Annotated in this window: 20 protein-coding genes; 16 read left to right on the top strand and 4 right to left on the bottom strand. The window is 43.6% G+C overall.

The features are described from left to right. Window positions 1–132 precede the first annotated feature (132 nt). A complete protein-coding gene (locus tag CRO04_RS19390) occupies window positions 133–1,026 on the top strand; it encodes a LysR family transcriptional regulator (protein ID WP_097005889.1) in 894 nt (297 codons plus the stop codon). Between the two features lie 101 nt (window positions 1,027–1,127). Further along, complete coding sequence (locus tag CRO04_RS19385; protein WP_097005888.1) at window positions 1,128–2,402, top strand: adenylosuccinate synthase; 1,275 nt, start codon at window positions 1,128–1,130, stop codon at window positions 2,400–2,402. A gap of 60 nt (window positions 2,403–2,462) precedes the next feature. On the opposite strand, the gene CRO04_RS19380 is transcribed toward CRO04_RS19385, so the two are convergent. Further along, window positions 2,463–2,696 carry a hypothetical protein gene (locus CRO04_RS19380; RefSeq protein WP_097005887.1) on the bottom strand — a complete coding sequence of 78 codons (234 nt, stop codon included), beginning with the start codon at window positions 2,694–2,696 and terminating at the stop codon, window positions 2,463–2,465. Window positions 2,697–2,879: 183 nt separating this feature from the next. Between CRO04_RS19380 and CRO04_RS19375 the strand changes: the two genes are divergently transcribed. Further along, on the top strand, window positions 2,880–3,932 hold the full coding sequence (locus CRO04_RS19375; protein WP_097005886.1) for a cell wall-binding protein: 1,053 nt from the start codon (window positions 2,880–2,882) through the stop codon (window positions 3,930–3,932). Between the two features lie 112 nt (window positions 3,933–4,044). Here the strand turns inward: CRO04_RS19375 and abc-f are convergent, their stop codons facing one another. Further along, window positions 4,045–5,958, bottom strand: coding sequence for a ribosomal protection-like ABC-F family protein (gene abc-f / locus CRO04_RS19370; protein WP_097005885.1), 1,914 nt, complete (start codon window positions 5,956–5,958; stop codon window positions 4,045–4,047). 154 nt (window positions 5,959–6,112) lie between these two features. On the opposite strand from abc-f, the gene CRO04_RS19365 reads away from it, so the two are divergent. From CRO04_RS19365 to CRO04_RS19340, 6 genes are all read left to right on the top strand, one after another. After that, window positions 6,113–6,787 carry a redox-sensing transcriptional repressor Rex gene (locus CRO04_RS19365; RefSeq protein WP_097005884.1) on the top strand — a complete coding sequence of 225 codons (675 nt, stop codon included), beginning with the start codon at window positions 6,113–6,115 and terminating at the stop codon, window positions 6,785–6,787. A 72-nt stretch (window positions 6,788–6,859) separates the two neighbouring features. Next, complete coding sequence (locus CRO04_RS19360; RefSeq protein ID WP_097005883.1) at window positions 6,860–8,389, top strand: NAD(P)H-hydrate dehydratase; 1,530 nt, start codon at window positions 6,860–6,862, stop codon at window positions 8,387–8,389. 3 nt (window positions 8,390–8,392) lie between these two features. Beyond that, complete coding sequence (gene alr / locus CRO04_RS19355; protein WP_097005882.1) at window positions 8,393–9,580, top strand: alanine racemase; 1,188 nt, start codon at window positions 8,393–8,395, stop codon at window positions 9,578–9,580. Window positions 9,581–9,695: 115 nt separating this feature from the next. Further along, the gene (locus CRO04_RS19350) at window positions 9,696–10,043 is read left to right on the top strand and encodes a type II toxin-antitoxin system PemK/MazF family toxin (RefSeq protein WP_097005881.1); all 348 of its coding nucleotides are present in this window, start codon (window positions 9,696–9,698) and stop codon (window positions 10,041–10,043) included. Between the two features lie 95 nt (window positions 10,044–10,138). Next, complete coding sequence (locus tag CRO04_RS19345; RefSeq protein WP_097005880.1) at window positions 10,139–11,545, top strand: hemolysin family protein; 1,407 nt, start codon at window positions 10,139–10,141, stop codon at window positions 11,543–11,545. Between the two features lie 162 nt (window positions 11,546–11,707). Next, window positions 11,708–12,436 (top strand): YebC/PmpR family DNA-binding transcriptional regulator, encoded by a 729-nt coding sequence (locus tag CRO04_RS19340; protein ID WP_097005879.1) that lies wholly within the window; start codon window positions 11,708–11,710, stop codon window positions 12,434–12,436. A 64-nt stretch (window positions 12,437–12,500) separates the two neighbouring features. On the opposite strand, the gene CRO04_RS19335 is transcribed toward CRO04_RS19340, so the two are convergent. Further along, a complete protein-coding gene (locus tag CRO04_RS19335; RefSeq protein ID WP_097005878.1) occupies window positions 12,501–13,277 on the bottom strand; it encodes a PocR ligand-binding domain-containing protein in 777 nt (258 codons plus the stop codon). A gap of 179 nt (window positions 13,278–13,456) precedes the next feature. Between CRO04_RS19335 and CRO04_RS19330 the strand changes: the two genes are divergently transcribed. After that, window positions 13,457–14,092, top strand: a complete 636-nt coding sequence (locus CRO04_RS19330) for a GNAT family N-acetyltransferase (protein WP_097005877.1) — start codon at window positions 13,457–13,459, stop codon at window positions 14,090–14,092. 3 nt (window positions 14,093–14,095) lie between these two features. Here the strand turns inward: CRO04_RS19330 and CRO04_RS19325 are convergent, their stop codons facing one another. After that, entirely contained in the window at window positions 14,096–14,836 is a 741-nt protein-coding gene (locus CRO04_RS19325) for a GNAT family N-acetyltransferase (RefSeq protein ID WP_097005876.1), read from the bottom strand. Window positions 14,837–14,976: 140 nt separating this feature from the next. On the opposite strand from CRO04_RS19325, the gene pepF reads away from it, so the two are divergent. From pepF to CRO04_RS19295, 6 genes are all read left to right on the top strand, one after another. Next, complete coding sequence (gene pepF, locus CRO04_RS19320) at window positions 14,977–16,761, top strand: oligoendopeptidase F (RefSeq protein WP_330400891.1); 1,785 nt, start codon at window positions 14,977–14,979, stop codon at window positions 16,759–16,761. Between the two features lie 35 nt (window positions 16,762–16,796). Further along, entirely contained in the window at window positions 16,797–17,570 is a 774-nt protein-coding gene (locus CRO04_RS19315) for a nitroreductase family protein (protein WP_097005874.1), read from the top strand. Between the two features lie 136 nt (window positions 17,571–17,706). Beyond that, window positions 17,707–18,363 (top strand): YkgJ family cysteine cluster protein, encoded by a 657-nt coding sequence (locus CRO04_RS19310; protein ID WP_097005873.1) that lies wholly within the window; start codon window positions 17,707–17,709, stop codon window positions 18,361–18,363. 54 nt (window positions 18,364–18,417) lie between these two features. Beyond that, entirely contained in the window at window positions 18,418–19,335 is a 918-nt protein-coding gene (gene pyrF, locus CRO04_RS19305; protein WP_097005872.1) for an orotidine-5'-phosphate decarboxylase, read from the top strand. A 9-nt stretch (window positions 19,336–19,344) separates the two neighbouring features. Beyond that, complete coding sequence (locus CRO04_RS19300) at window positions 19,345–20,121, top strand: dihydroorotate dehydrogenase electron transfer subunit (protein WP_097005871.1); 777 nt, start codon at window positions 19,345–19,347, stop codon at window positions 20,119–20,121. Continuing rightward, window positions 20,122–21,024 carry a dihydroorotate dehydrogenase gene (locus CRO04_RS19295; protein ID WP_097005870.1) on the top strand — a complete coding sequence of 301 codons (903 nt, stop codon included), beginning with the start codon at window positions 20,122–20,124 and terminating at the stop codon, window positions 21,022–21,024. The last annotated feature ends 21 nt before the right edge of the window (window positions 21,025–21,045 follow it).

Here is a 21,045-nt window from a genome sequence, read left to right as displayed (position 1 = left end):
TTGGCAGGTAAATGATGTTGCGGCTGGCGAACCTTTCAATGAGTCTTTAGACTCCAGTGCCGGTAACAGGCCCTTATAGGGCCAGAGCAAACCACCGGCTAAGCCGGTGGTTATGATTTGTCAGGAGGAGCGATGAGCAGCAGTCTGGAATATTATAAGGTTTTTTATTATGTGGCGAATTTTGGAAGTATTACACTGGCTTCAGAAAAGCTCTGCATCTCCCAGCCGGCAGTCAGCCAGGCGGTAAGACAGCTGGAGCAGTCACTGGACTGCCAGTTGTTTATGCGGATGTCAAAAGGCGTCAGACTGACCAGAGAAGGAGAATTTTTATTTGAATACGTGAAATCCGGTTTAGAAAACATCTGGCACGGGGAAAATATGTTAAGACGGATGAGAGATCTGGAAACAGGGGAAGTACGGATTGGTGCAAGTGATATGACGCTTCAGTTTTATCTTCTTCCTTATCTGGAAAAGTTCCATGAACAGTATCCGGGCATTAAAGTGACGGTTTCCAACGGTCCCACTCCAGAAACACTTCGCTTTCTTTACGATGGGAAGATTGATTTCGGAGTGGTCAGCACTCCTTTTGAAGCCAGGAGTGAAGTGAGAAGCACACCTGTTAAGGAAGTGCGCAATGCTTTTGTTGCAGGAGAAAAGTTTCAGTATCTGAAAAAGAAAAAACTGAGTTATGATATCTTAACGAAGCTGCCCTGCATTTTTTTGGAAAAAAATACCAGTACCCGAACCTCTATGGATGAATTCTTAAAAGAACGGGGAGTGGAAGTGGAGCCTGAGTTCGAACTTTCTACCAGTGATATGATCGTTCAGTTTGCCATGCGCAATTTAGGAATCGGCTGCGTGATGGCCGGATTTGCTGAGCGGGAGCTTGAAAAGGGAAATCTGCTGGAGCTGCAGTTTGAAGAGCCTATGCCCGAGCGGCACTTTGCAATTATTACGGACAGTAAGACTCCTGTCTCTCCTGCTGGAAAGAAAATTTTAAAGCTTATGACCGATGATATAAGTTAAACTTATGCCGAATATAAATAATATTGACTTTACTTATGCGTATCTTTGCGCTATCATAGGGAAGTAAAAGGTATTTTTTCACTCATAGGAGGATTAATCGAATGGTAAGAGCAATCGTAGGCGCTAACTGGGGCGATGAAGGAAAAGGTAAAATCACAGATATGCTGGCAAAAGAGTCTGATATCATTATCCGGTATCAGGGCGGAAGCAATGCCGGACATACCATTATTAACAACTATGGCAAGTTTGCCCTTCACCTTTTGCCGTCCGGTGTTTTCTACAACCATACAACCAGTATTATCGGCAATGGCGTGGCATTAAACATACCTTATTTAATTAAGGAAGTGGAAGAGCTTGTGAGCAAGGGCGTTCCAAAGCCAAATATCCTGGTTTCTGACCGCGCACAGATTCTGATGCCATATCACATTCTGTTTGACCAGTATGAGGAAGAGCGTCTGGGAAAACGGTCCTTTGGTTCCACAAAATCAGGGATTGCACCATTTTATTCAGATAAATACGCAAAAATCGGGTTTCAGGTAAGCGAACTCTTTGATGAAGAGTCCCTGAAGGAAAAGGTTGTACGCGTTTGTGAGACAAAGAATGTTTTAATGGAGCATTTATATCACAAACCGGCCATTGATCCGGAAGAATTATTTAAGACTCTTCTTGAATACCGGGAGATGGTGAAACCGTTTGTCTGTGATGTTTCCAAATATCTCCACGATGCTATTAAGGAAGGCAAAAATATTTTACTGGAAGGCCAGTTAGGATCCTTAAAGGATACAGATCATGGAATTTATCCAATGGTTACTTCCTCTTCCACATTGGCAGCATATGGAGCCATCGGTGCAGGGATTCCTCCATACGAGATTAAGAACATCACTACAGTTGTAAAGGCATATTCAAGCGCAGTTGGTGCAGGTGCATTTGTCAGCGAGATCTTCGGAGATGAGGCAGACGAGTTAAGACGCCGCGGCGGTGACGGCGGTGAGTATGGTGCAACCACAGGAAGACCAAGGCGTATGGGCTGGTTTGATGCAGTGGCTTCCAGATATGGCTGCAGAATTCAGGGGGCTACCGAGGCAGCGCTTACTGTTTTAGATGTACTTGGTTATCTGGATGAACTTCCTGTCTGCATCGGGTATGAAATTGACGGAAAAGTCACAAAAGATTTCCCAAATACAGTGGAGCTTAATAAGGCAAAACCTGTATATACCACACTTCCAGGCTGGAAATGTGAGATCAGGGGAATTAAGAAGTATGAGGATCTGCCGGAAAATTGCAGAAACTACATTGAATTTATTGAGAAAGAGCTTGAGACTCCGATCACCATGGTTTCTAACGGACCGGGCAGAGACGACATCATCTATCGATAGGATCGTGAAATAAAATAAGAGAATGGCAAAAAGTTCCAGACTTTATGCCATTCTCTTATTTTATTGATCTTTATCCGTTGAACCGGAATCCCTATAGTCATGATCCGGTTTTATAACCCGGGCAACAAGCTGAAAAACATATAAAAACACTGGGATCACTACGGTGGAATAGATCGCTGCCATCAGCCAGTTTTTCGATTCTGCACTATGAGAAAATGCTGATACAAGGGCAATGAGATAGAGGGAGCAGATCAGTACCACACCCACAACAGCCAGGGGGCGTTTCCATTTCATGGAGAAACCTCGCTTTCTGAAAAATTATACTGAATTTTATTATATCCCAAAACAGGACGTTTGTAAAAGAAATGTTTTGAAAATGTTCACAAAAACTTCAGATATTGTGAACTGTACATTTCTTTGAGAATATAGTAAACTTTTAATAGATTACATACCGGATGGAAGGAGTGCTGGGTTTCCTTGAAGAAAAGATGGTTAGCAGCAATATCAGCAGGAATCTTCCTGAGCGCAGGGAGCGTAACGAGCACCATGGCAAGTGCCATTAATCTGCAGGAAGTCTCTCAGCAATGGCAGTGGAAGGAAGATTCTGGTGGCTGGAAATATACAAAAGAGGATGGAACCTTTAAGAAGAACTGCTGGGAGATGATTAACGGTAAATGGTATTATTTTGCCTTTGATGGTTATATGAGTACGGACTGGACAAAAATACACGGTATGGAGTATTTGTTTGCAGAAACCGGAGAACTGCAGCTGGGCTGGTGCTATAACGAAGAAGAGGAGAAATGGCATTATTATAATGAAGACGGTACAGCTCAAAAGGGCTGGTTTCAGGATCGGGATGGGAGCTGGTACTGGTTTTCCCCAAAAGGCGCGATGGTTTCTTCCGGATATAAGTATGCAGCAGGTGGGCGGTATTATTTCTTTGATAACGGGCAGATGGCCGCCAATCAGTATGTAGGTCTTTCCTATATGGATGAGAACGGTAAAAGAAATAAAGAATTTGACATTGTAGTTCAAGGTAAAAAGAAGAATGATGATATTTCCGCCGAGGTAAAGAATGGGTTTACAGAGGCCTCTAAGAATCTGCCGAGGGATTGGGTGAAGCGTTTTACAGAAAAAGGCTGGGAGATACTTTACTATCCGGACAAGCAGTATTTTTCTGCTCCCAATACAGGAAACGGCCTTTATTACGTTTGTCATCAGTTAGATACCACCTATAAAAAGATAAAAATATGTGATCCATCTGATCTTACGGATGCATTTTGTGAGTTTATCGGTTATGAATATGGCTGCTATGAGCCTGAGTGCCAGGAAGCTACGGATTTATCCATGAACAGGGCGTTGGTAGATGATTTTATTTATATACCGGATTACTATTCCAATGATATGAAGTTTTATTTTGGAAAGCTTGCGGCAGCCTATCTGGAAAGTCCGTCAACCAGGTTGGAGATGGAAGAAGCGGCACCGGAAGCAACTCAGATATTAAGAAAAATATTATATGGGCAGAGTTGAATCACGAATCATTCTTATAGCAGACATAAAGAGGCTGCCATAGATTATACTGGTTTGGCACTGCTTTTTAATTTATAAAGGGAAAGCTGTCAGCTGCAGCTTTCCTTTAATTTTATTCAGCAAGCTCTGCCCACAGCTCATAAAGCTGCTCCAGGCGTTTGCTGATTGTTTCTTTTTCCTGATTTAATTCCATAAGTTTTGGAACATCGGTAAAGATCTCTTCCTTCACAAGCAGTTCATCGATTTCTCCGTCTCTGGTTTCCAGCTTATGAATCTCATCCTCCGTTTTTTTCAGCTCGTTCTGACGCTTGCGGATCTTTGCCTGTTCTTCCTTTTGTGCTTTCCAGTCAAGCTTTATTCCGGATACTTCTTCCCCTTTTACAGGAGTGGATTGTACAGGCGGAGTGAGTAAACCGGTCATAATGTCTTTCTTTTCCAGATAATAATCATAATTACCGATATAATTAACCAGGGTCTGGCTGGTGAGATCCAGAATCCTTGTGGCAGTTTTATTAATAAAATAACGGTCATGGGATACGTAAAGCACGGTGCCTGTGTAATTAACCAGTGCACTTTCCAGTATCTCTTTGGAGGTAATATCTAAATGGTTGGTAGGCTCGTCAAGGATTAAAAAGTTGGCTTCAGAGAGCATTAGCTTTGCCAGAGACACCCGACCTCGTTCACCACCGCTTAGATCCTTAATCCGCTTGTAAACGTCATCTCCTGTGAAGAGAAATGCAGCCAGAATATTGCGGATCTGAGTGTTGTTCATGAAAGGATAGGTATCCTGAAGCTCATCAAATAAAGTTTTGTCCATATGAAGCACCTGGTGCTCCTGGTCATAATAGCCAATATGTACCTTGGAGCCCAATATCACTTCTCCCTGATCCGGTGCTGTCAGCCCGTTTAATATCTTTAATATAGTGGTTTTTCCTGTTCCGTTGCCTCCGATTATGGCAACCCGTTCTCCCCTCTTAATTTCGAATCCCATATGATCAAAGAGCAGGTGATCTCCGAACGATTTTTTTAAGTCCCTGACTGTTAAAACGTCATTGCCGCTGATTACGTTTGGTTCCAGCCGGATGTGCATCTCATCGTTGACTTGTGCCGGCTTGTCCAGAAGTTCGATTTTATCCAGCATCTTTTCCCTGCTTTCCGCCCTGCGGATGGATTTTTCTCTGTTAAATGATTTTAATTTTGCAATAACTTCTTCCTGATGCTTAATTTCCTGCTGCTGGTTGAGATATGCCTTCATCTTAGCTTCCCGGATCATAGCCCGTTTACTGCTGTACTGCGTATAATTTCCCTGATATACAGATAAAATGCCGTTGTCAAGCTCAATAATCTTTGTTACCACCCGGTTTAGAAAATATCTGTCATGTGCCACAATGATGACACTGCCGTCATAATTGAGCAGATATGTCTCCAGCCAGGCAATGGAGTCCATATCAAGATGGTTGGTAGGCTCGTCAAGGAGGATGATATCCGGCTTTGTCAGAAGAAGCCGTCCTAAGGCTACCCGGGTTTTCTGACCGCCTGACAGAGCCGATACAGGCTTATGAAACTCATCCTCTGTAAAGCCAAGTCCTTTTAAAACCCCGGTGACTTCACTCTGGTAGGCATAGCCGTTTTGCAGCTCGAATTCATGGTTGAGGCGGCTGTAAACGGATAGCATCTCCTCCAGTTCATCTCCGGTGGCATGTTTCATATCCATCTCCAGATTACGGATCCTTGCCTCCATATCCATAAGCGGACGTTTTACTTCCAGAACTTCTTCATAAACGGTCCGTTCACCTCCTAAATCCTGATGCTGTGATAAATATCCTAAGGTTTTACCTTTGGATATAACCACCTCTCCTTCATCGGATGCAAGTTCACCGATAATCATCTTTAACAGAGTGGATTTGCCCGCTCCGTTAATTCCTACAATAGCCGCTTTCTCGTGATCTTCTATATGAAAGGAAGCGTGTTTAATCACTTCATTGGTGCCAAACGCCTTACTTAAATTGCTGCATGAGAGAATCATGGTCTATTTCCTCCTGAATAAAATGGGACAATAGCATTAGTATAATATAGGTCCATTTATTTTTCAAGGATACAATCGCAAAACTCGTTTGACATTATTTTATCACGCAGTTATAATGGTGTTAGTTTAATTCTAAGTAAAAGAAGGTGAAGACGTGGCAGATAAAGAAATTTCAAAAGCAGTGATTGCCAGGCTTCCCAGATATTATCGTCATCTGGGAGAGCTTATGGAAGATGGAGTGGAACGGATATCTTCCAATGAGCTGAGTTTGCGGATGAAAGTAACCGCTTCTCAGATACGCCAGGATCTGAATAATTTTGGCGGATTCGGACAGCAGGGTTATGGATATAATGTAAAATATTTATATACAGAGATAGCGAAGATATTAGGAATTGACAGACAGCACAATTTAGTGATTATTGGCGCAGGCAATTTAGGACAGGCGATTGCAAATTATGCAAATTTTGAAAAGCGTGGTTTCTTAATCAAAGGAATGTTTGATATCAATCCACGTCTGATCGGTCTGGTTGTTCGCGGAATCGAGATCCGAAGCGTGGATGATCTGGAACAGTTTGTAAAAGATAATAATGTTCAGATTGCAGCCCTGACCATACCAAAGACCAAGGCACCGGAAATTGCAGACCGTCTTGTAAGGGCAGGCATCAAGGCCATCTGGAATTTCGCACACACGGATCTGACGGTTCCGGATGATGTTGTGGTAGAGAACGTGCATTTATCAGAGAGTCTGATGAGGCTGTCTTACCGGGTCTGCAGCATGCAGGACCAGAAAACCGAAGGAAAACTCCAGCATACATCAAAGAACAGTTAATATGCCTGCCGGCAGCCAAAGAGAAAGTCTCTTTGCTGCCGGCTGTTTGGTTTCACGAAAGGTGGGTGCAATATGAGATATCTGGTAACGGGAGAACAGATGAAACGGGTGGACCGTTATACCATAGAGCAGATTGGTATTCCTTCCATGGTATTGATGGAACGGGCGGCACTTGCTGTTTTCCGGGAAGCAGAAAAGCACGTGAGTCAGACAGACCCTATCTGGATACTGTGCGGCAGCGGCAATAACGGAGCTGACGGCATTGCAGCTGCCAGAATGCTCCATATAAGCGGCTACAGGGTACTGGTGATTCTGGCTGGCAGTAAGGAAAAGGGAAGCAGGGAATATTTAACCCAGCTTTCCATTGCAGATAAAACAGGAGTGAATATGGTGGAAGGAATAAAAGACCTGACACCAAGGCGGTGCAGCCTGCTCATCGATGCTTTGTTTGGGGTGGGCCTGGACCGGGAAATTACAGGATCTCATCTGGAAGTCATGAAAACAGTAATCAGCCATAAACCGGAGTTTACCATCGCGGTGGATCTTCCTTCCGGCATTCATTCTGATACCGGTCAGATTATGGGAATATCAATTCCTGCAGATGTTACTGTAACATTTGGCTATGAGAAGCTTGGAACCATGCTGTATCCCGGGAAAGAGTACAGCGGCAGAATCATTGTAGCTGATATCGGTTTCCCGCCTGAAAGCATAGCTCAGGTAAAAACCGGATATTTTACCTATCATCAGGGAGATACAGCCCTGATTCCCAGAAGGCCCGCCTATTCCAATAAGGGGAGCTTTGGCAAAGTTTTGCTGGTCGCAGGTTCTGAAAATATGAGCGGTGCGGCATTTTTAAGTGCACTTGCAGCATACCGCACAGGAGCAGGTCTGGTCAGGATATTTACAGTGGAAGAAAACAGGGAGATTCTGCAGACAGGGCTTCCTGAGGCTGTGATAGCCGCCTATTGCCGGGAGGATGCACGAAAAAATACGGAGAAATTTCAACAGCTTTTACTGGAACAGTGCCAGTGGGCCAGCGTGATTGTTCTGGGTCCCGGCCTGGGGCGGGAGGATTACGTTAGAAATCTGGTGGAATCTGTTCTGGTAAACGCTTATGTCCCGGTGATCGTGGATGCAGACGGGCTTAACACCATCGCTTCTTATCCGGAGCTTACCAGCTATTACACAGAGAATATCATCATCACTCCCCATCTTGGAGAGATGGCAAGACTGACCGGAAGTAACGTGAAGTTAATGAAAGAGCATCTCATACAGACCGCCAGAGAATATGCGGACCGGTATGGTATTACCTGCATAGTAAAGGACGCAGTTACCATTGCCGCTTTAAATGACCAGAGAACCTATGTAAACAGCAGCGGAAACAGTTCCATGGCTAAGGCGGGAGCAGGGGATGTGCTGACCGGTATCCTGGCAGGACTTCTGGCCATGGGAATGGAGGTGCCGGATGCAGCAGCTCTGGGAGTATGGCTTCATGGGCTTGCCGGAGATATGAGAAAGAAAAAGTATGGAGAATACAGCCTTCTTGCCAGAGAACTGGCAGATGAGATTGGCATAATATTGCAGGAACAGACGAGGGAATAAATCATGAAAACATATGGAAGGGTATATGAAACGGTAGATTTAGATGCAATCCGGCACAATATGGAAGAGATGCAGTCAAACTTAGAGCCGGGAACGGGAATGATCGGAGTTGTAAAGTCAGATGGATATGGTCATGGTTCTGTTCCGGTTGCTCTGGCAATTGATCCTTATGTATGGGGCTATGCAGTGGCTACCGTGGAAGAAGGCGTTATCTTAAGAAAACACGGAATCACAAAACCAGTTCTTGTTCTGGGCGTAGTTCCTTATGATGGCTACCAGCTTCTTGTGGATTATGACATCCGTTCTTCTGTATTCCAGATAAACAGAGCCAGGCGTTTATCAGATCTGGCAGAAAGAGCAGGTAAGAAAGCCGTGATACATCTTGCTCTTGATACCGGAATGAGCAGGATCGGATATCCGGTAACAGAGGCGGCTGCAGAGGAAGCTGCAGAAATCTGCAGTTTGCCCGGAATATCTGCAGAAGGATTGTTTACTCATTTTGCAAAGGCGGATGAGAGGGATAAAAAAACAACGGATATCCAGATAGATAAGTTCCGGACATTCGTTGATATGCTGGCCGGAAGAGGGGTTACGATACCGATTCTGCACTGCTCCAACAGTGCAGGCATACTGGACTTAAAAAAGGCTAATTTCCATATGGTCCGTGCAGGTATCTCTATTTACGGTCTGTATCCGTCCATGGAGGTTTCGACGGAACCGGTCAGGTTAAAGCCTGCCATGGAATTAAAAAGTACCATATCCTACATAAAAAAGATTGAACCGGGAACTTCCATCAGTTACGGAGGAACCTTTACAGCGGAGCAGGAAATGACGATTGCCACAATTCCTGTAGGTTATGGAGACGGGTATCCCAGAAACTTATCAGGAAAAGGAGAGGTCTTAATCAGAGGCCGGCGGGCTAAAATTCTGGGACGGATCTGTATGGACCAGTTTATGGTTGATGTCTCATCCATTCAGGGAGCAGAGGAAGAGGATGAGGTGGTATTGGTTGGAACACAGGGGAATGAACAGATTACGGTGGAAGAACTGGCCGACCGGTGTGGTGGTTTTCATTACGAAATACTCTGTGATATCAGCAAACGGGTACCCAGGGTCTATTTAGAGCGCGGAGAAGTGGTTGGGACAAAAGATTATTTCAATGATTTTTACAGCGGCTTTTTAAAGGTGTAATAACCAACTCCATGTCCATATCATATGATAAGGTATGCGGCGGAAAAACTTAAGTGAATACACGAGTCAAAGTAGGTCAATAATAGACTTAAATAAATTGACGGAGTGTGAGAATGTGATTATAAGACGTGGAGATATTTATTATGCGGATTTGAGACCGGTAGTAGGATCTGAACAGGGCGGGATACGCCCGGTTCTTATTATACAGAATGACATTGGTAATAAGCACAGTCCCACTGTGATCTGTGCAGCAATTACCTCAAGAATGAACAAGGCAAAACTGCCTACCCATGTGGAACTGGATACAAAAAAGTGCGATATGATTAAGGATTCTGTAATCCTTTTGGAACAGCTGCGGACTATTGATAAGCAGAGACTTAAAGAGAAGATCTGCCATATTGATGAGCAGCTGCAGCAGGAAGTGGACTGTGCATTAAGAGTCAGCTTAGAACTGAATACATAGTTCACCATTGACGGAATGCTGATAAAATGGTATATTCTTAAATAGTTGTGAGAAAAAATACGAAAGAAAATGAACAAAAGGAGTAGATTTTTCAGATGGACGATGGCAATCCGCTTATACGCGTGATTATTTTTATTGCTTTTATCGTATTGGATGCAATTTTTTATGGATTTGGTGCAGCAATTCAGAATGTGAATACGACAGAACTGGAACATCAGATGGAAGAGGGCAGCGAGAAGGCCGGAAAGCTGCTGCGTATTGTTAACAGACCGACCAGATTTGTTAATACCATTCAGATAACCACCAACTTAATTGGAATGGTGACTGGTGCGTTTGTATTAGGGCAGTTTGGGATACAGCTGGAAACAATATTAAGCCGGGGAAGCGATGGTCCCAACCGGTGGATATCCTTATTTAGTCTTTTCCTTGTAGGGGCCTTGCTGATTATACTGCTGATCAGCTTCGGTATTATTATTCCCAAGCGCTGTGCAGCGGAAAACCCTGAAAAGTGGGGTTACCGGATGCTTCCTGCAGTAACCTTTATTATGATACCTTTAATCCCATTTGCGTGGGTTGCAAACCTGATTGCTTTCATAGTTCTTAAGGTGATGGGCATTGATATGGCATCAGACAGTGAGAACGTAACAGAAGAAGACATTATGTCTATGGTAAACGAGGGGCATGAGCAGGGAGTTTTAGAAGCCAGAGAAGCGGAGATGATCACCAACATCTTTGAACTCAATGATAAGGAAGCTGCAGATGTCATGACTCACAGAAAAAATCTGGTTTCCCTGGATGGTGACATCACTTTGAAAGAGGCGGTTAAGTTTATCCTGACAGAAGGGTATAATTCCCGGTATCCGGTTTATAAAAAAGATGTGGATGATATCATTGGTATACTTCACATGAAGGATGCATTGATTGCAGCAGAGATAGAAGAGAATAACAGCCGTCAGCTGTGGGAGATTGAAGGTCTTTTAAGAGAAGCTCACTTTATACCGGAAACAAGGAATCTTGATACGCTTTTTAAAGAGATGCAGTCCAGAAAGATCCACATGGTAATTGTAGTTGATGAATATGGTCAGACATCTGGGATTGTTACGATGGAAGATATTCTGGAAGAGATCGTGGGCAATATTCTTGATGAGTATGATATGGATGAAGAATATATTGTGCCATCCGATGACGGCTCATACGTTATGAATGGCATGACTACATTAGAAGATGTGGAACGGGCGTTAAATATCGAATTTGATGAGGAAGATTATGAATCCTATGATACAATAAATGGTCTGCTGATATCCAGACTGGACCGGATTCCCCAGGAAGGGGAGGAATGGGAAGTTTCCATCAAGGGGTACCGTTTTAAGATTCTTCAGGTGGAAAACAAGATGATTCAGACCATACGGGTCTGGAAGGAAGATTCCGAGGCGTCTTCTGATGAAGAAAAAACGGTCAGAAGGATGGATCTGGAGTTAAAAGACTCTGAAAAAGAAACATAATGCGCACAGCTGCCAATACTTTTTCGTCATAGGACGGAAGGGATATGGCGGCTGTGTATTGTTTTTTTCTTGCAAGATGAAATAAATAGTGATAGAATAGAAAAGATGTTATTTTTGATTGAAATAGGATGAAATAGAGAAAGAAAAGGAGTGTTTGAACCAATGTCAGGACATTCAAAGTTCGCAAATATTAAGCACAAAAAAGAGAGAAACGATGCTGCAAAAGGTAAGATATTTACTGTAATCGGAAGAGAACTGGCAGTAGCGGTTAAGGAAGGCGGACCAGACCCTGCAAACAACAGTAGGCTGCGTGATGTAGTAGCAAAAGCGAAAGCCAATAACATGCCCAATGACACCATTGAACGTGGTATTAAAAAAGCGGCTGGAGATGCCGGTTCTGTAAACTATGAGACAATTACATACGAAGGATACGGTCCCAATGGGGTAGCGATCATCGTAGATACTCTGACAGACAATAAAAACCGGACAGCAGCCAATGTAAAAAACGCCTTTACAAAAGGCGGCGGAAACGTTGGTACTCCGGGCTGTGTATCTTTCATGTTTGACAAGAAGGGCCAGATCATTATAGATAAAGAAGAGTGTGATATGGATGCCGATGAACTTATGATGGTTGCTCTGGATGCAGGAGCAGAGGATTTTTCAGAGGAAGAGGACAGCTATGAAGTTCTCACTGCACCGGAGGAATTCAGCAGTGTACGTGAAGCTTTGGAAGCAGCTAAGATACCTATGATGCAGGCAGAAGTCACAATGATACCCCAGACATGGGTAGAGCTTACAGATGAGGATTCTTTGAAGAAGATGAATCGTATTCTGGATCTTCTGGATGCGGAAGATGATGTACAGGCGACTTATCATAACTGGGATGAATAGAATCAGGAAGGGCTTGAACCGTAGACCGGAACAAGCCCTTTTTATGATAGAACAGCAGAAATACTCAGACAACCTCAGTTAAATTCCGTACGGAATTCTGGATCTTGTCCACCAGCTCATGGATTCGCTCATAGACTTCCCCGGAGTTTTTGGAGATTTCACCAAATTCTCTTGCTACAACAGCAAATCCAACTCCTGCTTCCCCAGCTCTGGCCGCTTCAATGGAAGCATTAATGGATAGAATATTCTCCATTGACGCCACCTTTTGCAAGTCGTGGGTTTTGGCTGTTACTTCGTTTAAAGAGTTTTTAATGCTATCAATCTCTGAATCCAGTATGCTGTCTCTTTTTCCGGAGATTGCCTGTATGTATTCCAGATTTACTAATTGATTGACAATGCTGCCAAGCATCTGTGCGGAAGCTTTGATTGCTGCTTCCGATCGTACCGGCACTTTTCTTAGAGCATTGATATATTCATCCTCATTGATATCTAATTCTCTGGCGATAGAACGGAACTTTTCTTCATCGGGCGGTCCGGCTAAAACCTGTCCTCCGATTATCGCCCCAACTTTCTCTCCTTTGATGACAATATCAGAGGAAAAGTCAATCAGCCCTGCGTGGCAGTAATAGGTACCAATTCCTTCCCTGTCACACGCCTCACACCGTTTTAACCCCTCTTTACTGTTCCTTGTATGTTTCATACAAAAATCAGTGAAATTACTGCCTTCTGTAATATAATTCCCCTCTGTGTCCACCGCGATTGCTGCTAACCCTGTCGCTTCTGAAAACTGGTCCTGAATCGACTGCAATGCTTTCAGATCAATAAACTTTTTAATATCCATAATTTATTGCATGCCCCTCTCTTGTATTTGCGGTACCATTTTATCATTCTTATTATATAATAATAACAGGATAAATACAAGCAAGGAAGCAAGGAGTAATATCTTTTAAAATGGATTGAAGCCTAAGAAGTATTGTGCTACAATCACCGTGAAAAAGATAAAAAAAGAGGCTCATAATTATGGAAAGTGACCGATTATACAGGGTAGAGAAAAAGGATATAGGGAAATTAAAGCAGCTGCTGACAGAATGTTTTGAAGGGGATCCTCTTTATTGTAATCTGATCCCTGACGCAGAGAAGAGGAAACGTCTTCTCCCTGAACTGTTTGAATGTGATATGGAAGAATTTTTTGAGACCTGTGAGATATACGCGGACTGCCCGGATATCAATGGAATTATGGTTGTGGATGACGAATCGGAAGTATACAATCCGGTACAGTATTATCTGGCTGAAGCAGCAGCAACTTTAAAAACAGACAGTTATTTAATCCGGGAAGACAGGTCGTTAAAGACATTCTGGAACTTTTTACAGGGCAGGGATTATTTAAATTCCAGATGGACGGACCAGCTTCATCAGGAGGAGCGTCTTCACATCATATATCTGGCGGTAAGACCGAGCATGCAGCATCACGGGATATCAGCCTGTCTGCTGAAAGAAGCCATAGAATTTGCAGACAGGAACCACCTGATGATATCGCTGGAAACGCATAAACACAGTAATGTCAGTTTTTATGAACATTTCGGCTTCCGGCTTTTCGGAGTGGTAGAAAAGCATTTTCATCTAAAACAGTACTGTATGATCAGAGAGATGCGTTAACGGTCAGTACAAATAGTAGGACAGGCTGTCCGTTATCTGAAAACCTGCTTTCTTATACAGGGCGACAGCCGGAAGGTTATCGCCGGAAACCTGCAGATAGATCGTATCTTTTCTTAAATCTGCAGGAAGAGAACAATATGTTTTGAAGAACAGCTGCATGCAGGCAGTTCCAAGTCCCTGGCCCCGCAGTGGTTCTGAAATTTCAAATCCATAGAAATAAGCTTTTTTCCCCTGTATGTGAAGATAACATTTTCCAACCGCTTTCTGATCTTTGCAAAACTCAAAGTTTATCTGGTTTTTGCAAGTCTGATAAGAGATGGTAAGACCGGCTAAAACGGATTTATCTGGCCGTGGCACAAAACATTCCATAAAATATTCCCTGTAACAGAAAGAAGCCTCCATGGCCTGTAAAGTTTTGATGCCATCCTGCCAGTTTTCATAAACAGGAAAGATTAAATCGCTGTCCGGATAATCGTTTGTCAGTTCATCAAGAAGCATGGTGAAATAGCCTTTCTGTCGCTCTCCGGGAAGTGTTAAGCCATAGCATTCCATGGTATCGGGATCGGTAAAAAAAGCGATAAGAGCGGATAAGAGGCGGTCATTTTCATATAATAAACAGCAGATGCAGTCCTCTTCAAGCGGGAACGTAAAAGAGATATGATCCGTATTATTACAGGCCTCCTGCAAAATATTAAGATCATTTGTCTGCCAGCGATCAGGGTCATTTGTTTTGATAAGCTTCATGGTTTTGCTCCTGGTTTGTTTTCGTATAGTATAATACAAGAAAATAGTAAAATTCAATCAAATATTTTCCATATTGCTGATTGTTTCTTTGAAATATGGGTGATAGAATAAACACATGGAAAGCAGTTGGAGGGATGAAATTGAAAAAAAGAGAAGAAATACCGGTTTGCGACACCTGGAATCTGGAGGATATACTGCCATCGGATGAGGCCTGGGAAAATTTATTCCGTGAAACAGAGGGCTCGCTTTCAGGTTATAAAACGTATGAAGAACATCTGGCTGATTCTGGCGAGATGCTTTTTTCCTGTCTTAAATTTGATGAAGAGATATCATTAAAGATTGAGACCTTATTCGTGTATGCAAAACAGAAATCAGACGAAGATACTGGAAATGCAAAGTATCAGGGGTTATCTTCGAGAGCTAGGGCACTGTCTTATCAGGCTGCAGGACTGTCTTCGTATATTATTCCCGGAATTTTAACGATACCGCAAAACCTGTTAAGAGAATACCGGGAAACCGTTCCTGATTTGAAACGCTATGACCGTACTCTGGAAATCATATTAAAAAAGAAGGCACATACGCTGCCCGCGGCGATGGAAGCGCTGCTGGCAAACTCCATGGAAGCGACTTCCGGCTCTTCGGAAATTTTTAATATGTTTAATAATGCAGATGTAAAATTTCCTGAAATCAATGATGAGAAGGGAAAACCCGTAAAAATTACCCATGGCAATTACGTTGCCTTGATGGAAAAACAGGACAGAGAAGTACGTAAATCCGCATTCTACGGTCTCTACGGGGTTTATAAACAGTTTGATAATACTCTGGCTGCCACATTTTCTTCCAATGTAAAACGGGCTGCATTCTACGCAAACGCAAGGAATTATTCCTCTGCCAGAGCGCATTCACTGGCGGAGAATGAGGTATCAGAGGAGGTTTATGACAATCTGATTCAGGCGGTTCATGACGGACTTCCTTATCTTCATGAATATGTGTCGATGAGGAAGAAGGCATTGGGAGTGGAATCTCTTCACATGTATGACCTTTATGTACCCATGGTATCCCAAAAAGAGACGAAAATATCCTTTGAAGAAGCCAAAACCATGGTGCTTGAAGGGTTAAGACCATTGGGAGACCATTATCTTGCTCTTTTAAAAGAAGGTTTTGAAAACCGCTGGATTGATGTGTATGAGAATGAAGGAAAGCGCAGCGGTGCCTACTCCTGGGGGGTGTATGGAGTTCATCCTTATGTACTTTTGAATTTTAACGGAACCCTTGACAGTGTATTTACCCTTGCACATGAGATGGGGCACGCGCTGCACAGCTGGTTTTCTGATAAAAACCAGACCTATATGGATGCAGGTTATAAAATATTTGTTGCGGAGGTTGCCAGCACCTGTAATGAGGCACTCTTAATCCGTCATCTTCTAGAGATCACTGAGGATAAAAAGGAACGGGCATATCTACTCAATCATTTTATGGACAGTTTCCGCGGAACGCTCTACCGCCAGGCCATGTTTGCTGAATTTGAAGACAAGGCACACCGACTTGCAGCCAGGGGAGAGGCATTAACGTCTGAGACACTATGCAGAATGTACCATCAGCTGAATGAAGATTATTTTGGTCCGGATATGGTTGTGGATCCGGAAATCGATTATGAGTGGTCCAGGATTCCCCACTTTTACACACCGTTTTACGTTTACCAGTATGCCACCGGCTTCTCGGCTGCGGTAGCAATCAGCAGCAGAATTTTAGCGGGGGATGACAAGACTGTAAAGGGGTATTATGAATTTTTGAGCGGCGGCTGTTCCATGCCTCCTGTTGAACTTTTAAAACTGTGCGGCGTTGATATGTCCACAGCAGAGCCGGTAAAAGACGCTCTTTTGGTATTTTCAGGCCTTTTGGAAGAGATGAAAAGGCTTATTTAGGACTGATTTCCGGGTAGAGGAGAGGGGGAGCAGGTGTGAATCTGTATCAGATGATATTTAAGAGAAGATCGATTAAAAAATATAAGAAAGAGCCGGTACCGGAACAGCTGAAGCGGGATATCTTATATTTTGGGAATTGTGTATCAAGATTGTACGGCGACATACAGGTAAAGATGGAGATATGTGATGGTTTACAAGAGGAACTTCCGTTAAAGGGGTTGTGGAAGGTAGAGGCGCCCTATTATCTGGTCCTTTATTCGGAGGAGAAGGAAGGATATCTTACCAATGCGGGATATATTATGGAACCTGTTCTGCTGTATATGACAGGTAAGGGACTGGGAACCTGTTATCTTGCCAATGCGAAGAGTGCAAAACCAGCACCGCCTGGGTTGAAACAGGTGCTTGCCATTGCATTTGGATATCCAAAGACACTGCTTTACCGCGATCCTGCCACAGCAAAGCGGCTTCCTTTAAAGGAATTGTGCGTATTTAAGGAAGAAGCAGGTGAATCAGTAAAGAACATTTTAAAAGCAGTACGGCTGGCTCCCTCCATTATGAATACCCAGCCCTGGAGATTTATCGTGTATCATGATAAAATCTATATTTTTTCCTGCAGGGAATTTTTACCATCTCCATATCTGGTCTCTTTGCGGGAGATCAGTGTTGGCGTCATGCTTTCCCATCTGTCTATTGCTGCAGAAGAGATGTGGATGAATGTCAGCCTGGAAGCGGATAAGGCCATGGAAAAAAAATCATATAAAAGCGGTGCATATGTTGCTACTGCATATCTAAAAGAATATAAGTTATGAAAATGCTTCATGACAGAACCAAAGAGAAGATGTGTGATATAAAATCTTCTCTTTTTTCGAAGTAAGACTTTATTCTGGCGGAAAAAAATGATAGAATGGCACTGTTTGTTTATTAAGCGTAAGTGAGGGTGAATTCATGAAGCGGGAAATTGATATAAAAGAGATATCAGACGGAAAAATATATGACTTAAATGATATGGTAAAAGCGGATTGCAAAGATTGCGAAGGCTGCTCTGCCTGCTGCAGCGGAATGGGAACGTCCATCGTGCTTGACCCGCTTGATGTGTACCGGCTCACTGGAGGACTTGGCTGTCCGTTAGAAGCTTTGCTTGAGAATAAAGTGGAATTAAATGTTGTGGACGGAATCGTACTGCCAAATATCCGGATGACAGGAGAGAGCGAATCATGCGGATTTTTAGACCCCCAGGGCAGGTGCAGTATCCATTCTTTCCGTCCTGGTAACTGCCGCCTTTTTCCCCTTGGAAGAATTTACACAGATGAGGGGATCGGGTATTTTCTTCAGATATATGAATGTCCGAAGAAGAACAGAACTAAGGTGAAGGTCCGCAGCTGGTTGGACAATCCTGACGGAAAACGGTATGATAAATTTGTGGCGGACTGGCATGCTTTCTTAATAAAAGCAGAACAGGAAATAATAAGGAAGAATGATCCGGCATATACCAGCCAGGTCAGCATGAATGTTCTGAAAGCATTCTATTTTACCCCCTATGAGAATGGACAGGATTTTTATGATCAGTTTGGTAAAAGGCTTGAAGCCATTTCCTTCTTATGATAGAATTGGTAAGAATAGAGAAAAATAAGGGCGAAGAGAACCGAGGAGGAAAACATGATCAGGCAGTTAATTGACAGAATTCAAAAAACAAATGCACCGGTTTGTGTAGGACTTGATCCAATGCTAAGTTACATTCCCGATCACATAACAAAGAAGGCATATCATGAACTGGGTGAGACATTAGAGGGGGCTGCAGAAGCAATCTGGCAGTTCAATAAAGAAATTGTGGATCATGTTTATGATCTGATTCCCTCCGTCAAACCGCAGCTTGCCATGTATGAACAGTTTGGAATTGAAGGCTTAAAGACATACGACAGAACGATTAAATACTGCCGTGAGAAAGGCCTTCTTATCATAGCAGATGGGAAGAGAGGGGATATCGGTTCCACATCTGCCGCCTATGCTGCGGCTCATATCGGTAAAGTAAAGGTGGGCACTAAGAGTATTCCGGCATTTCACACAGATTTCCTTACCGTCAACCCTTATCTTGGAACAGATGGTATTGCGCCCTTTGCCGACGTATGCAAAGAAGAGGACAAGGGCCTTTTTGTTCTGGTTAAGACTTCCAATCCGTCCAGCGGAGAATTCCAGGACCGCCTGATAGACGGAGCCCCACTTTATGAACATGTTGCTAAAAAAGTCGTGGAATGGGGAGCGGACTGCATGGATGGAACATACAGCAACATTGGTGCAGTGGTGGGAGCCACCTATCCGGAGATGAGCGCAGTATTAAGAAAGATGATGCCTCACACCTATTTCCTCGTACCTGGGTACGGAGCGCAGGGAGGAACCGCTGAGGATTTAAAACCATGTTTTAACGAAGACGGTCTTGGAGCAATTGTGAATTCCTCCAGAGGAATAATTGCCGCTTACAAGCAGGAAGCATATAAGAAATTCGGTCCGGAACACTTTGGTGAAGCGTCCAGACAGGCCGTGATCGATATGGTTTCTGACATAAACCGGGTGTTATAGGGAGGAATCATGGGAAAAATTAAAATCGAAGCAGAAGTTGTCAGCCAGACCAGGCTTGCAGACGGTGTATTCAGCATGTGGATCGAAGCGAAGGGAATTACAGATCAGGCAGAACCCGGGCAGTTTATATCAATGTATACAAAAGACAGCTCAAAGCTGCTGCCACGTCCGATCAGTATCTGTGAAACCAATCGGGACAAGGGCTTTTTAAGAATTGTTTACCGGATAGCAGGCGGAGGAACGGAAGAATTTTCCCAATATAAGACCGGCAGCCGGATTAGTGTGATGGGGCCGTTAGGGAATGGATTTCCTCTGGAAGCAGGCTCACCAGGAAAGCGTGCACTTTTAATCGGAGGCGGTATTGGAATCCCCCCTATGCTGGAACTTTCCAAACATCTTACGTGTACCAGACAGATTGTTTTGGGATACAGGGACGAGCTGTTTTTAAATGAAGAATTTTTACCTTATGGAGATACATTTCTCGCCACGGAAAGCGGAACTGCCGGAACGAAGGGCAATGTAATGGATGTAATCAGAGAACATGGTTTACAAAGCGATGTAATTTTTGCATGTGGTCCGACTCCCATGTTAAAGTCCATACAGGCATATGCTCTGGAACATCATATTGAATGCTATCTGTCCCTGGAGGAAAAGATGGCATGCGGAATCGGCGCATGTCTTGCCTGTGTATGCAAAAGCAGTGAGAGAGATGGTCATTCCATGGTTCATAATAAAAGAGTCTGCAAAGACGGTCCGGTATTTAAGGCTGAGGAGGTTGAATTCTAGATGAATATGAAAGTAAATCTTGCAGGTGTGGAATTGGACAATCCTGTTATGACTGCCTCAGGTACCTTTGGTTCCGGTGAAGAATACAGTGAATTTGTGGATTTAAACCGGTTGGGGGCCGTTGTCACAAAGGGAGTGGCAAACATCCCCTGGGCAGGAAATCCGACGCCCAGAATTGCAGAAACCTATGGTGGAATGATTAATGCCATCGGACTTCAAAACCCGGGTATGGATGTATTTATTGAACGGGATATTCCTTTCTTAAAACAATTCGATACGAAAATCATTGTCAATGTGTGTGGTAAAACGGCGGAAGATTATATCGAAGTGGTGGAGCGTCTTTCTCATGAACCGGTGGACATGCTGGAGATTAACATTTCCTGCCCTAATGTAAAAGAGGGCGGAATTGCATTTGGCCAGGATCCTAAGGCGGTGGAGGCCATAACAAGAGAGGTTAAGAAATATGCCAGGCAGCCGGTTATTATGAAACTGAGTCCCAATGTGACAGATATTACCGTTATGGCAAAAGCGGCGGAAGCAGGCGGAGCAGATGTGTTATCGATGATTAATACGCTGACCGGTATGAAGATCGACGTGAACCGCCGGACGTTTGCCCTTGCCAATAAGACAGGCGGGTTATCCGGCCCTGCAGTTAAGCCGGTAGCTGTGCGTATGGTTTATCAGGCTGCATGTGCAGTGAAGATTCCCATTATTGGAATGGGCGGTATTATGACTGCTGAGGATGCTCTGGAATTTATTCTTGCCGGAGCAGCGGCGGTTTGTGTAGGAACAGCAAACTTTGTGAACCCCTGCGCAACAATGGAAGTCATTCAGGGTATTGAGGACTATATGATAAAACATCAGGTTGATGACATTTACAAACTAATCGGTGCAGTCAGGTAACGGAACGATTTTTGAATAGAG

This window comes from Lacrimispora amygdalina (assembly GCF_900205965.1).
Classification (GTDB): Bacteria; Bacillota; Clostridia; order Lachnospirales; family Lachnospiraceae; genus Lacrimispora; species Lacrimispora amygdalina_A.
The sequence above is the reverse complement of the archived record's forward strand: the minus strand, read 5'-3'. Positions and strand labels throughout refer to the sequence as shown.